The following is a 12,980-nucleotide window of genomic DNA, read 5'->3' on the forward strand; positions in this document are numbered from 1 at the left end:
CCACAGGCTGATATCGGACCGGTACCGAGCGCTCCGATCCCGTCGCCGCTTCTCATCCCTTGTTCTTCAGGACGGCTTCCATGACGGCCTTCGCCACCGGGGCGGCCAGGCCGCCGCCGCTGATGTCCTCGCGGTCGGCGGCGCTGTCCTCGATGACGACGGCGACGGCGACGGGCGAGCTGCCGTCGGGAAGCTCGGCGTAGGAGATGAACCAGGCGTAGGGGCGCTTGGCGTTCTTCTGGCCGTGCTGCGCGGTACCGGTCTTGCCGCCTACCTTGACGCCCTTGATCTGGGCCTTGGTTCCCGTGCCGTTCTCGACGACGTTCACCATCATCTGCTGGACCTTCTGCGCGTTCGCCGCGCTGAGGGGCCGGCTCATCTCGGACGGCTCGTGCTTCTCGATCGTGTCGAGGTTCGGCGCGGTGAGCTGGTCGACCATGTACGGCTTCATCAGCTTGCCGTCGTTGGCGATGCCGGCGGTGACCATGGCCATCTGGAGCGGGGTGGCCGCGGTGTTGAACTGGCCGATGGAGCTCTGCGCGTTGCCGTCGCGGCCCATGGTCTTGTCGTAGACGCTGGCGAAGGCGCGGACCGGGGTGTCGATCTTGTCGTTGTTGAAGCCGAACTTCTGGGCCGTGTCGACCATCTTGTCGCGGCCGACCTTGTCGCCCAGGTTCGCGAAGACCGAGTTGCAGGAGACCTTCAGCGCGTCGTTGAGGCTCGCCTTCTCGCAGCCCGAGGCGTGGTTGACCATCGGGGTCTTCGTGCCCGGCAGGATGTACGGCTCGGGGGTGTCCGTCGGCGCGTTGATGTCGGTCACCACGCCGTTCTCCAGCGCGGCCGCGGCCGTGACCACCTTGAAGGTGGAGCCCGGCGGGTACGTCTCGCGCAGGGCGCGGTTGACGAGCTTCTTGTCCTCGGAGTCCTTCAGCTCGACCCAGGCCTTCTCGTCGGCCTTGGAGTTGCCGGCGAAGGTGGACGGGTCGTACGAGGGGGTGCTGACCAGGGCCAGGATGGCGCCGGTGCGCGGGTCGATCGCCGCGACCGCGCCCTTCTTGGTGCCGAGCTGGTCGTAGGCGGCCTTCTGGGCGGCGGCGTTCAGGGTGGTGATGACGTTGCCGCCCTGCTTCTTCTCCCCCGTGAACATGCCGATGGTGCGGTCGAAGAAGAGCCGGTCGTCGTTGCCGGTGAGGATGCCGTCGTCCAGGGACTCCAGCTGGGTGGAACCGAAGGCCTGCGAGGCGTACCCGGTGACGGGCGACCACAGGGGGCCGTCGACATAGGTCCGCTTGTACTTGTAGTCGCTGCCGTCGGTCACGGCGGAACCGGTGATCGGCTGGCCCTGGACGATGATGTTGCCGCGTTCGGTGGCGTACTGGGCGATCTGGACCCGGCGGTTCTCCTTGCGGGTGCTGAGCTGTTCCGCCTGGACGTACTGCAGCCAGTTGGTCCGGATCAGCAGCGCGAGGACGAGCAGCCCGCAGAACAGCGAGATGCGGCGCAGGGGCTTGTTCATGACGGGCGGACCACCTGGGTCATCTCGGAGTCGGGGGACGGGGCGGGGGCCGGGGCAGGTCGGCGTGCGGTGTCGCTGATCCGGATGAGGATGGCGATGAGGACCCAGTTCGCCAGGACGGAGGAACCGCCGTAGGCGAGGAAGGGCATGGTCATGCCGGTGAGGGGGATGAGGCCCATGACTCCGCCGGCGACGACGAAGATCTGCAGGGAGAAGGCGCCGGAGAGCCCGATGGCGAACAGCTTGCCGAAGGGGTCGCGGGCGGCGAGGGCGGTGCGGACGCCCCGCTCGATGATCAGGCCGTAGAGCAGGAGGAAGGCCATGACGCCGGTCAGGCCGAGCTCCTCGCCGACGGTGGAGAAGATGAAGTCGGAGTTGGCGGCGAAGCCGATCAGGTCCGAGTTGCCCTGTCCCCAGCCGGTGCCGAGCACCCCGCCGGAACCGAAGCTCATGATCGACTGGCCGACCTGCTCACAGGCGCCGGAGGTGGCGTAGCAGGCGAAGGGGTCGAGCCAGGCGGTGACACGGGCCTTGACGTGGCTGGCCGTGGCGCCGACGACGGTGGCACCGCCGACCGACATGAGCAGGCCGATGACGATCCAGCTGGTCCGCTCGGTGGCCACGTACAGCATGATCACGAACATGCCGAAGAAGAGCAGCGAGGTGCCGAGGTCGTTCTCGAAGACGAGGACGAGCAGGCTCATCGCCCAGATCATCAGGATCGGGCCGAGGTCGCGGCCGCGCGGGAGGTAGAGCCCCAGGAAGCGCCGGCTGGCCAGGGCCAGGGCGTCGCGCTTCACCATCAGGTAGCCGGCGAAGAAGATCGCGATGACGATCTTGGCGAACTCACCGGGCTGGATGGAGAAACCGCCGACGCTGATCCAGATCTTGGCGCCGAAGACGTCCGCGCCCAGACCCGGGATGACGGGCAGGATCAGCAGCACCAGGGCGCCGGCCATCGAGATGTACGTGAACCGCTGGAGCACGCGGTGGTCCTTGAGGGCCAGCAGCACGACGGAGAACAGGGCGATGGCGATGCCCGTGTACATCATCTGGCGCGGCGCGGACTCCGAGAAGGCGCCGAAGCTGCGCTTGGCGAGGTTCTGCAGCCGCTCCGACTGGTCGAGCCGCCAGATCAGGACGACGCCGAGCCCGTTCAGCAGGGTCGCGATCGGCAGGAGCAGCGGGTCGGAGTACTTGGCGTAGCGGCGTACGACCAGGTGGGAGATCCCGGCGAGCACGGCGAAGCCGAGTCCGTAGAGCAGCATGCCCGGGGGCAGCTCGCCGTGGATCGACAGGCCCACGTTGGCGTAGGCGAAGATCGGGATGACCACGGCGAAAGCGAGCAGCAGGAGCTCGGTGTTCCGCCGGCTCGGCGCCTCGATGGCGCCGATGGTGGTCGTGTTGGTGACAACGCTCATGGTGTGGCAGGCCCCCTGTGCCCGCGTATGTCTACTGCTTTTCGCACTGACCGACGACAGCTTGCTCCGCGGGAGTCAGGCTGGGGCCGGGCGTCTGGTTGCCCTGGGCTTCGGAAGCGCGGCGGGCTTCGTCCTGCTTGCAGGCGGAGACCTGGGTTCCGATCTCTTCGATCTTCTTGCGCGCGCCTTCGAGGCTGTCCTCGCTGATGGTGGCCTCGACCTGCTTGCGCTTGAAGGGCGGCAGGTACTTCAGTTCGATCTCGGGGTGATCCGTCTCCACCTCCGAGAGGTGGATCCAGGCCAGGTTCTGGCTGATGCCGCGGTACAGCGCGACATGGTCACCCTTGACGCCGACGTAGTACTGGGTCTGCGTCCAGCGGTGCGCAGCGTACAGGCCGCCGCCGACGACACCGGCCACGAGCAGCAGGATCAGCGTGCGGACCGTCCACTTGCGCCCTTTGCCGCGCCGCTTGCGCGGGTGGTCGTACGTGTCCTCGTACTCGCCGTCGGCGTCGTAGGCGTCGTGGGCCTGGGGGGCGCCGAAACCGCCCGGTGCGCCGCCGCCCTGGCTCTGGTCGGGGTATCCGTAGCCGGGGGCTTCGCCGCTGCCGGGAGGCCCGAAGGCGCCGGCGGGCGGCGGGACCTGGCGGCCGAGCCCGGAGGCGCGGCCGGCCGGGGTCTGCATGGCGTTGCCGTCGAAGAGCTGGTGCTGGTTCTCGGCCACCGCGCCGACGACGACCGGGGTGTCGTTCAGCTGGGCGGCCATGGTGTCGCCGCTGTCGGTGTCGAGCACGTCCGCGACGATGCAGGTGATGTTGTCCGGACCGCCGCCGCGCAGGGCGAGCTGGATCAGGGACTGCACGGTCTCGTGCGGGCCGTGGTAGTCGGCCAGGGTCTCTTCCAGGGTCTGGTGGGAGACCACGCCGGAGAGGCCGTCGGAGCAGATCAGGTAGCGGTCGCCGGCCCGGACCTCGCGGATGGAGAGGTCGGGCTCCACGACGTCGCCGCTGCCGAGCGCCCGCATCAGGAGGGAGCGCTGCGGGTGGGTGGTCGCCTCCTCCTCGGTGATCCGTCCCTCGTCGACGAGGCGCTGCACCCAGGTGTGGTCCTGGGTGATCTGCGTGAGGACACCGTCGCGGAGCAGGTAGGCGCGGGAGTCGCCGACGTGCACGAGACCGAGCCGCTGGCCCGTCCAGAGCAGGGCGGTGAGCGTGGTGCCCATGCCTTCGAGCTGGGCGTCCTCCTCGACCATGACCCGCAGCTGGTCGTTGGCGCGCTGCACGGCGATGCCGAGGGCGGTGAGGATGTCGGAGCCGGGGACGTCGTCGTCGAGCTGGACGAGCGAGGAGATGACCTCGGAGCTGGCGACCTCGCCCGCTGCCTGGCCGCCCATGCCGTCGGCGACGGCGAGGAGCCGGGGACCGGCGTAGCCGGAGTCCTCGTTGCCCTCGCGGATCATCCCCTTGTGCGATCCGGCGGCGAAACGCAGGGACAGACTCATGCGCACCTGCCCTGTCGACGCCTCGGGGTACAACCGGTCTCGAGCCACACTGCCCACCCTCCGGTCGGGAGCGCGCTCGGGTCCGTGTCCCCGGTGGGACGGACCGCCGCGGCTCGCTCGCTCCGCTCGCTCATTCTCGTACTACTTCCGCAGCTCGATGACGGTCTTACCGATGCGGATCGGGGCGCCCGGCGGAATGGGCGTCGGGGTGGTCAGCCGGGTCCGGTCGAGGTACGTGCCGTTCGTGGACCCGAGATCCTCGACGATCCACTGGCCGTCACGGTCGGGGTAGATCCTGGCATGCCTGCTGGAGGCGTAGTCGTCGTCCAGCACGATCGTGGAGTCGTGCGCGCGGCCCAGCGTGATCGTCTGGCCGGCGAGCGCCACCGTGGTGCCCGTGAGGGTGCCCTCGGACACGACCAGCTTGGTCGGCGCGCCCCTGCGCTGGCGCTGCTGGGGCGGTGCGGCCTGGCGCCCGGTCTGCTGCGGAGCGCCGGCGGAGCCGCCGCCACGGCGCGAGCCGCGCTGTGTGACGCGCGTACCGAAGAGGTCGCTGCGGATGACCTGAACGGCCACGATGACGAACAGCCACAGAACGGCCAGGAAACCCAACCGCATGACCGTCAGGGTCAGCTCTGACATTGCCCCCGCTTCACCCTTCGGCTTGCCGGTAAATGATGGTGGTGCTGCCCACGACGATCCGCGAGCCGTCGCGGAGCGTAGCGCGGGTGGTGTGCTGCCCGTCCACCACGATGCCGTTGGTGGACCCGAGATCCTGGATCGTCGGGGGTGTTCCGGTCCGGATCTCACAGTGCCGGCGGGACACGCCGGGGTCGTCGATCCGCACATCGGCCTCGGTGCTGCGGCCGAGTACGAGCGTCGGGCGCGAGATCTGGTGGCGGGTGCCGTTGATCTCGATCCAGCGGCGCACGGCGCCCGGGGCGCCGGGACCCGCGGGCGGGCCGCCGGGGCGCGCGCCGGGTCCGCCCGGAGGCGGGCCCGGGGGCATGGGCGGGGCGCCGACCGGCGGGTAGCCGTATCCGCCCTGCTGGCCCTGGGGTGCCTGCGGGGAGTCCTGGGAGGTGCTGGAGGCGAGCGTACGGCTGCGGACCCGGTAGAGGCCGGTGTCGAGGTCGTCCGCCTTCTCCAGGTGCACCTTGATGGGGCCCATGAAGCTGTAGCGCTGCTGCTTGGCGTAGTCGCGCACGAGGCCCGCGAGTTCGTCGCCGAGCTGGCCCGAGTAGGGGCTCAGGCGCTCGTAGTCGCCCGTGCTGAGCTCCACGATGAAGTCGTTGGGTACGACGGTCCGCTCGCGGTTCCAGATGGTGGCGTTGTTGTCGCACTCCCGCTGGAGGGCGCCGGCGATCTCCACCGGCTGGACCTCGGACTTGAACACCTTGGCGAAGGTGCCGTTCACCAGACCTTCGAGGCGCTGCTCGAAACGCTTCAGGACTCCCATGGGGCACCTCCTCCGTCGTTGTCGCCCTGTACTGCTTACTGATCGTATCCACGCGTGGCGGATTCGGCTGGTTCCCCTTCGGTCCTGCGCGCAGGAGTGTTGGTGCTCACAAGGGATCGTAGGGGTGCTCCAGGGACAGTGTCCCGCACCCGGAGCGGACAGCGGGAGGGGCCGTCCCGGTCGTCGTGAGGGGGGCCGTGGAAAGCGATTTCAATCCGCCCCGTCTGACGTGCTAATGTTTCGACGTCGCCAGGGGAACGGCCCGAAAGGGAAGAACCACTGGGACGCTGCTCGGGCGAGTGGCGGAACGGCAGACGCGCTGGCTTCAGGTGCCAGTGTCCTTCGGGACGTGGGGGTTCAAATCCCCCCTCGCCCACATCGGGGAAGCCCCGATCCGGAATCCGGATCGGGGCTTCTCGCATGTCCGGCTCCGGACGACTTTCGTCGCGCGGGGCACGACGAAAGAGGACGGCGGCCGGCCCGGTCCGGTGTCTAGGGTCGGGCCCGTGGATGCCAAGGTGAGGACGCGCGCGGGCTGGGAGTGGCTGAAAGGGCCGGAGCCCTGGACGCGGCGGATGCTGGCGGCCGACCTGACCATCGCGGCTCTGCTGGCACTGCTCGGCGTCGGCGTGGACGAACTCGACCACAGCTCCGGCCGGAAGATGGTCCTGGGCGCCGTGGCCGTCGTGCTGCTGACGCTGCTGCGCCGCCGGCTGCCCGCGGTCACGCTGGTGGTGGGCGCTGCGGCGAGCGCGCTGCTGCCCGGGGTGTTCCTCGCGACGATCCTGCTGGGCTGGTCCGCGGGCCGCCGGATCGTCGGGGTCGGCCGGGCGCTGGGCGCGTTCCTGCTGGCCTTCCTCGCCCTGGTCGGTCTCACCGTCATCGACCAGTGGGCGCAGATGAAGCCGCTGCTGGTCGCGGTGTTCTCCGCCCTGATGTTCCTCGCGGCGACCGTCATGCCCGGTCTGGCCAGCCGCTACTGGCACCAGCGCCGGACCCTGCTGGGCGCCCTCCAGGAGCGCAACGACCAGCTGCTGCGGGAACGGACCATGGTCGCCGGGCAGGCCAGGCTGCGGGAGCGGCAGCGGATCGCCCAGGACATGCACGACAGCCTGGGCCACCAGCTGGCACTGATCGCGGTGCACACCGGGGCGCTGGAGGTGGACCCGGAGCTCACCGACCGCCAGCGCGAGGCGGTGGGCGTGCTGCGGCAGGCGTCGGTGGCGGCCATGCACGAGCTGCGCGAGGTCGTCGGGATCCTGCGCGACGGGGTGGAGGCGCCCGCGCCGGTGGAGGAGGCGCAGCCGGCGGCACGGGGGGTGGCCGGCATCGCCGGGATCGTGGAGGCGGCGCGGGCCGCGGGGACCGACGTACGGCTGGGCACGGCGGGGCAGCCGCGGCCGCTGGTCGCGGCCTGCGACCACGCCGCGTACCGGATCGTGCAGGAGGCTCTGACCAACGCCTACAAGCACGCGCCCGGGTCGCCGATCACCGTGGAACTCCGGTACGAGGACGACTCGCTGGTGGTGGAGATCGCCAACGGCCCGGCGGCCGAGCGGGGTTCGGGCGAGGTGGTCTCGGGCGGGCAGGGCCTGACCGGGCTGCGGGAGCGGGCCCGGCTCGTCGGCGGCATGGTGCACGCCGGCGCGACCGAGGACGGCGGCTTCCGGGTGGCGGGAGTGCTGCCGTACGGGACGGAGCCGGCCGGGCTCGTCGAGGACGTGGCCGACGACTTCGGGCAGCGTTCGCAGGCCCGGGCGCTGGCGCTGGAGGGCGCGCCGGCGCTGGACTGGGCCGTGCTGGACCGGGAGCTGGCGAAGCCGGTGCGCACCCGCACCGGGGGCGTGGCGATGGGCTGCGGGATCGCCGTCGCGGCGCTGGTACTGCTGATCATCGTGGTGGGGGCCGCCATGGTGATGCTGGTGGGCACCGCGAACGAGGCGGTACTCGGCCGGGAGGAGTACGACGCCGTGCAGGTGGGCGAGTCCGAGAAGGCGGTGCGGGAGCGGCTGCCGGAGGGCAGCGGGGTGCTGATGGCCGGGCTGGACCGCAAGGGGCCGCCGAAGCCGGAGGGGGCGCAGTGCCTGGCGCTGCTCTCCGTGGATTCCTCGGACCTGGACTCGGACACCGTTTTCCGGTTCTGCTTCCGGGACGGCAAGCTCGTCGACAAGCAGGTGTACGAGGTCAAGCGGTAGGAGCGCGCGGGTGACAGCCAAGGTGATCAGAGTGGTGATCGCTGACGACGAGCCGCTGATCCGGGCCGGGATCAGGATGATCCTGACCTCGGCGCCGGACATCGAGGTCGTCGCCGAGGGGGCCAACGGCCGGGAGGCCGTCGAGCTGGCCCTGTCGCACGCCCCGGACGTGGTGCTGCTGGACATCCAGATGCCGGTGATGGACGGACTGACGGCACTGGGCGAGCTGGGGCGGGCCGCGCCGGGGGTGCGGGCGCTGATCCTCACGACCTTCGGGGAGAAGGAGAACGTGCTGCGGGCGCTGAGCCAGGGCGGTGCCGGGTTCCTGCTGAAGGACTCGGCGCCGGGCGAGCTGATCGGCGCCGTGCGGGCGGCGGCGGGCGGGGACGCGTACCTCTCGCCCGGTGCGACCCGGCACGTGGTCGACCAGCTGGCGGCGGGGCCGGCGGCGGGACGCGGCGAGGAGGCCCGGCGCCGGGTCGCGGAGCTGACCGAGCGGGAGCGGGGCGTGCTGGCGCTGCTGGGAGAGGGGTTGTCCAACGCGGACGCCGGGCGCAGGCTCCACATGAGCGAGGCGACGGTGAAGACGTACGTGAGCCGGATCCTGTCGAAGCTGGCCTGCGAGAACCGGGTCCAGGCGGCCCTGCTGGCCAGGGACGCCGGGCTGTAGGTACGGTCTGCCCGGACTTGATCGGCCACGCGGTGGCCGGTGTGGCGCGAACAGTGCGGGGGCGGCGGGGATGGTGGCGGTACCGGAGCAGTACGCGGCGACGGACGTGGCGGCCGGGGTGCCGGGCGGGGTGCCGGGCGGGGTGCCGGGCGGGACGGCGGGCCGGGACGGCGGGCGAATACCGCGCGTCGCGGGCTTCGCCCCCCGGAACGTGGCGGGCTCCCCCAGGGAGGCCGGGAAGGCCCTGCGGCTGCGCGTACCGCGCGCGGCGCACGCGTGGTTCGAGGCGCCCGCAGGGCGGCCGGACGCCGTGCGCGCGGTGGAGGAGTCCAACGTGGGCCGGGTCGCCGAGCTGACGCCGATACGGGTGGGCCGGATGGCCGCCAACCCCTTCGCCTTCCTGCGCGGGGCGGCCGGGCTGATGGCGCACGACCTGTCCGGCGGCCCGGTGACCGGAGTGGGGGCGCAGATCTGCGGTGACGCCCACGCGGCCAACTTCGGCCTGTACGGGGACGCGCGCGGCCGGCTCGTCATCGACCTCAACGACTTCGACGAGACCGTCTTCGGTCCGTGGGAGTGGGACGTGAAGCGGCTGGCGACCTCCCTGATCCTCGCCGGGCGCGTGGTGGGCGCCGACGAGGACACCTGCCGGGCGGCGGCGCGGGACGCGGTCGGCGCGTACCGGCGGACCATGCGGCTGCTGGCGAAGCTGCCTGCGCTCGACGCGTGGAACGCCATCGCCGACGAGGAGCTGGTCTCCCACACCGACGCCCGCGACCTGCTGGGCACGCTGGAGCGGGTCTCGGAGAAGGCCCGCAACAACACCTCCGCCCGGTTCGCGGCCAAGTCGACCGAGCTGGTCGCCGAGGGCGGGCAGTCCCGCGACGGAGCCGCTCACCGACGCTTCGTGGACGCGCTGCCGGTGCTGCGCCGGGTCGGGGACGCGGAGGCCGCCGCCGTGGCCGCCTCGCTGGGCCCGTACCTGGGGACCCTGTCCGGGGACCGGCTGCCGCTGCTGGCCCGGTACGCGATCCACGACGTGGCCTTCCGCGTGGTCGGGACCGGCAGCGTGGGCACCCGGTCGTACGTGGTGCTGCTGCTGGACCACCGGGGCGAGGCGCTGGTGCTCCAGGTGAAGGAGGCGCGGCCCTCGGTGCTGCTGCCGCACCTGCCCGGGCTGGGCTTCCACGCCCCCCGGGAGGAGCACGAGGGCCGCCGGGTGGTGGCCGGGCAGAAGCGGATGCAGGTGGTCTCGGACATCCTGCTGGGCTGGACCACCGTCGAGGGGCGGCCGTACCAGGTCCGGCAGTTCCGCAACCGCAAGGGGAGCGTGGACCCGGCGGCGCTGACCGTGGACCAGATCGACGACTACGGCCGGATGACCGGTGCCCTGCTGGCCCGGGCGCACGCGCACAGCGCCGATCCGCGGCTGCTGGCGGGGTACTGCGGCAAGAACGAGGAACTGGACGAGGCGATGGCCGCCTTCGCCGTGGCGTACGCCGACCGGAGCGAGGCCGACCACGCGGACCTGGTCGCGGCGGTGCGGTCGGGACGGATCGCGGCGGAGTTCGGGGTCTGACCCCCCGGCCCCGCCGGTACCGGGCACGTTTCACGTGAAACATGCCCCCGGGCGGGCCGTAGGCTGGCCGGGTGAGCGAGCAGACCGAACACCCGGCCCCCGAAGAGCCCGCCGTCGCCGGTGACGAGCGGCCCGAGGCACGGCTGGAACGCGCCGTGCGGGCCGCCGAGCAGGCGCTGATCGAGTTCGAGATCGCGGTGGAGACCTTCCGCGTGGAGGTCGAGAACTTCTCCCGGCTGCACCACCAGAAGCTCGGCCCGATGTACACGCGGCTCGACGAGCTGGACGCGCTGATCGCGGAGGCCAAGGCGGCCCGCAGCGGCGACCCGGAGGACCTGCGGCGGGCCCGGGAGGCCCGCTCGATGGTGATGCCGATGCCGGGGGTGGACGAGCTGTTCCACGACTGGCTGGACTCGGACGGGATCTCCGACGACGCCGCGGCGATGCTCACCGACCGGTCCGTGCGGCCGCCGGAGCGGGTACGGCCCACCGAGGAGGTGCGGCGGCTGTACCGGGAGCTGGTCCGCAAGGCCCACCCCGACCTGGCCCAGGACGAGGCCGAGCGGACCCGCCGCGACGCGTTCATCTCCCGGGTCAACGCCGCGTACGGGCGCGGTGAGGAGCGGCTGCTGCGCGAGCTGGCCGAGGAGTGGGAGGCCGGCCCGGCGCCGGAGGAGGCCCGGCCGACCGAGGCCGAGGAGCTGTACGCCCGGCTCGAATGGCTGGCCCAGCGCAAGGAGCTGCTCTCGCTGGTGGCGAAGGAGCTGGAGGACAGCGCGATCGGGGCCATGCTGCGGATGGCGCCGGACGACCCGGACCGGCTGCTGGAGGAGATCGCGGAGCAGCTGCTCGCGCAGGTCTCGGAGCGCGAGGCGGAGCTGGCGTCGTACAGCGCCGGATGAGCCGGTCCCGGCCGGGGCTTCGGATAGGTTGGCAGACCAGATCCGTGAAGAGAGAAGGCGACTTTTATGAACCTCGGACCGCTTCCCTCGGTGGACGCCGCCGCGGTGCCCGCCGAAGGCTTCGTCCTCGACGTCCGTGAGGACGACGAATGGGCGGCCGGGCACGTCGAGGGTGCGCTGCACGTCCCGATGAGCGACTTCGTGGCGCGCTTCGGCGAGGTCACGGAGGCGGTCGCGGACGGCCGCACCGCGTACGTGATGTGCCGGGTCGGGGGCCGCAGCGCCCAGGTCACCCAGTACCTGGTGCGCCAGGGCATCGAGGCCGTGAACGTGGACGGCGGCATGCAGGCGTGGGACCGGGCCGGGCGCCCGATGGTGACGGACAACGGGAACCCGGCCTTCGTGCTCTAGCCGTCGCTGCCGGCCGTCGCTGCCGGCTGTCGCTCGCGGCCGTTGCTGTCGGCCGTCGCTCGGCGGTTGCTCGCCGTGCCTCGGCCGTCGTTCCAGCGGTCGCTCGGCGGCCGTTTCAGCCGAGGGGGTGGGCGGCCAGCAGGTCGCCCAGGGCCTCTTCGTGTGCGGCGGCAGGGCCGAGCTGGAGCTCCAGCTGCTTGGCCCAGGCGTGGTAGCGGTGCAGCGGGTATTCCGTGTCGGCGCCGAAGCCGCCGTGCAGGTGCTGGGCGGTCTGCACGACCCGGCGTACGCCCTCGGAGGCCCAGATCTTGGCGACGGCCACGTCCCCGGCGCTGGGCAGCGGGCCGCCCGCCCCTCCGGTCGCGGAGTCGAGCCGCCAGGCGGCCTGCCAGAGGGTGGCCTCCATGGCGCGCAGGTCGATGTAACGGTCGGCGGCCTGCACCGCGACGGCCTGGAAGGTGGCCACGGGGAAGCCGAACTGCTCCCGCTTGCCGGTGTACTGGCTGGTCATGGTGAGCGCGGCCTCGCCGAGGCCGAGTGCCAGGGCGCAGGTCCCGGTGGCCAGGAGCTGGTGGAGCCGGTCCCAGGCGCCGGGGGCGTCGATCACGTGGGCGGCGGGGGCGCGGACCCCGTCCAGGGTGAGTTCGGCGAGGCGTTCGCCGCTGGTGGAGTACTGGTCGGCGAGCGTGAGCCCCTGGGTGACGCGGGGCAGCAGGGCGAGGACGGCCTCGCCCTCGCCGCTGTGGGCGGGTACGGCGATCCAGTCGCAGCCATGGGCCCAGGCCACGGAGGTCTGCACCCCGTCCAGGAGCCAGTCGGAGCCCTCGCGGCGCGCGGTGACGGCGAGTTCGGCGGGGTCGTGGCCGGTGCGGCCGTGCGCGGCGGCGGTGAGGACGAGCGTGCCGCTGCCGGCTCCGGGCAGCAGGGTGGCGGCCAGCTCGGGGCTGCCGTGGGCCTGGACGGCCATGGCGGTGGCGCAGTGCTCCAGCAGCGGCACCCGGGCCAGTACCTTCGCGGCCTCGCGCAGGACGAGGCACAGGGCGATGGCGTCGAGGCCGGCCCCGCCGTGTTCCTCGGCGAGGACCAGGCTCAGCAGGTCGGAGCCCGCGAGCCTGGCCCACAGCGGCCGGTCGAACTCGTCGGCGACGGCCCCGGGCGTGAGCGCGGGGCTGGGGACGCCGTCGGGGGCGACATCGGCGAAGACGGCCCTGGCGGCCTCGACCGCGGCCTGCTGCTCCTCGGTGAAGGTGAAGTCCACTGCCTGTCCTCCTGCGCGCACCGGATGACGCCCTGATCTGACGGTGCGTCAAGATAGAGCAGCTTCCG

11 protein-coding genes and 1 tRNA gene are annotated in these 12,980 nt (G+C 71.9%); 6 read left to right on the forward strand and 6 right to left on the reverse strand.

Annotation, left to right across the window (positions count from 1 at the left end):
• Nucleotides 1-52 precede the first annotated feature (52 nt).
• The 5 genes from AC069X_RS09585 to AC069X_RS09605 form a co-directional block, all read right to left on the reverse strand.
• Nucleotides 53-1,516: a peptidoglycan D,D-transpeptidase FtsI family protein gene (locus tag AC069X_RS09585; protein WP_478726788.1), complete on the reverse strand. Its 1,464-nt coding sequence runs from the start codon at nucleotides 1,514-1,516 to the stop codon at nucleotides 53-55.
• On the reverse strand, nucleotides 1,513-2,937 hold the full coding sequence (locus AC069X_RS09590; RefSeq protein WP_478726790.1) for an FtsW/RodA/SpoVE family cell cycle protein: 1,425 nt from the start codon (nucleotides 2,935-2,937) through the stop codon (nucleotides 1,513-1,515). The genes AC069X_RS09585 and AC069X_RS09590 overlap by 4 nt, the downstream gene beginning before the upstream one ends.
• 31 nt (nucleotides 2,938-2,968) lie before the next feature.
• A complete protein-coding gene (locus tag AC069X_RS09595; RefSeq protein WP_478726792.1) occupies nucleotides 2,969-4,438 on the reverse strand; it encodes a PP2C family protein-serine/threonine phosphatase in 1,470 nt (489 codons plus the stop codon).
• A gap of 141 nt (nucleotides 4,439-4,579) precedes the next feature.
• The gene (locus AC069X_RS09600; protein WP_478726794.1) at nucleotides 4,580-5,080 is read right to left on the reverse strand and encodes an FHA domain-containing protein FhaB/FipA; all 501 of its coding nucleotides are present in this window, start codon (nucleotides 5,078-5,080) and stop codon (nucleotides 4,580-4,582) included.
• A 10-nt stretch (nucleotides 5,081-5,090) separates the two neighbouring features.
• The gene (locus AC069X_RS09605) at nucleotides 5,091-5,897 is read right to left on the reverse strand and encodes an FhaA domain-containing protein (protein WP_478726796.1); all 807 of its coding nucleotides are present in this window, start codon (nucleotides 5,895-5,897) and stop codon (nucleotides 5,091-5,093) included.
• 293 nt (nucleotides 5,898-6,190) lie between these two features.
• Between AC069X_RS09605 and AC069X_RS09610 the strand changes: the two genes are divergently transcribed.
• The 6 genes from AC069X_RS09610 to AC069X_RS09635 all read left to right on the forward strand — a co-directional run bounded on the left by AC069X_RS09610 (nucleotide 6,191) and on the right by AC069X_RS09635 (nucleotide 11,654).
• Nucleotides 6,191-6,273: transfer RNA gene (locus AC069X_RS09610), tRNA-Leu, on the forward strand.
• A 130-nt stretch (nucleotides 6,274-6,403) separates the two neighbouring features.
• Nucleotides 6,404-8,092 carry a sensor histidine kinase gene (locus tag AC069X_RS09615; protein WP_478726797.1) on the forward strand — a complete coding sequence of 563 codons (1,689 nt, stop codon included), beginning with the start codon at nucleotides 6,404-6,406 and terminating at the stop codon, nucleotides 8,090-8,092.
• A gap of 22 nt (nucleotides 8,093-8,114) precedes the next feature.
• Nucleotides 8,115-8,762, forward strand: coding sequence for a response regulator (locus AC069X_RS09620; RefSeq protein WP_478727020.1), 648 nt, complete (start codon nucleotides 8,115-8,117; stop codon nucleotides 8,760-8,762).
• Between the two features lie 70 nt (nucleotides 8,763-8,832).
• Nucleotides 8,833-10,341: a DUF2252 domain-containing protein gene (locus AC069X_RS09625; protein WP_478726799.1), complete on the forward strand. Its 1,509-nt coding sequence runs from the start codon at nucleotides 8,833-8,835 to the stop codon at nucleotides 10,339-10,341.
• Between the two features lie 71 nt (nucleotides 10,342-10,412).
• Nucleotides 10,413-11,243, forward strand: coding sequence for a J domain-containing protein (locus AC069X_RS09630; RefSeq protein ID WP_478726801.1), 831 nt, complete (start codon nucleotides 10,413-10,415; stop codon nucleotides 11,241-11,243).
• A gap of 66 nt (nucleotides 11,244-11,309) precedes the next feature.
• Complete coding sequence (locus AC069X_RS09635; protein ID WP_405979785.1) at nucleotides 11,310-11,654, forward strand: rhodanese-like domain-containing protein; 345 nt, start codon at nucleotides 11,310-11,312, stop codon at nucleotides 11,652-11,654.
• A gap of 115 nt (nucleotides 11,655-11,769) precedes the next feature.
• Here the strand turns inward: AC069X_RS09635 and AC069X_RS09640 are convergent, their stop codons facing one another.
• Complete coding sequence (locus tag AC069X_RS09640) at nucleotides 11,770-12,912, reverse strand: acyl-CoA dehydrogenase family protein (protein ID WP_478726803.1); 1,143 nt, start codon at nucleotides 12,910-12,912, stop codon at nucleotides 11,770-11,772.
• Between the last annotated feature and the right edge of the window lie 68 nt (nucleotides 12,913-12,980).

It is taken from the genome of Streptomyces sp. NPDC043896 (assembly GCF_056435605.1).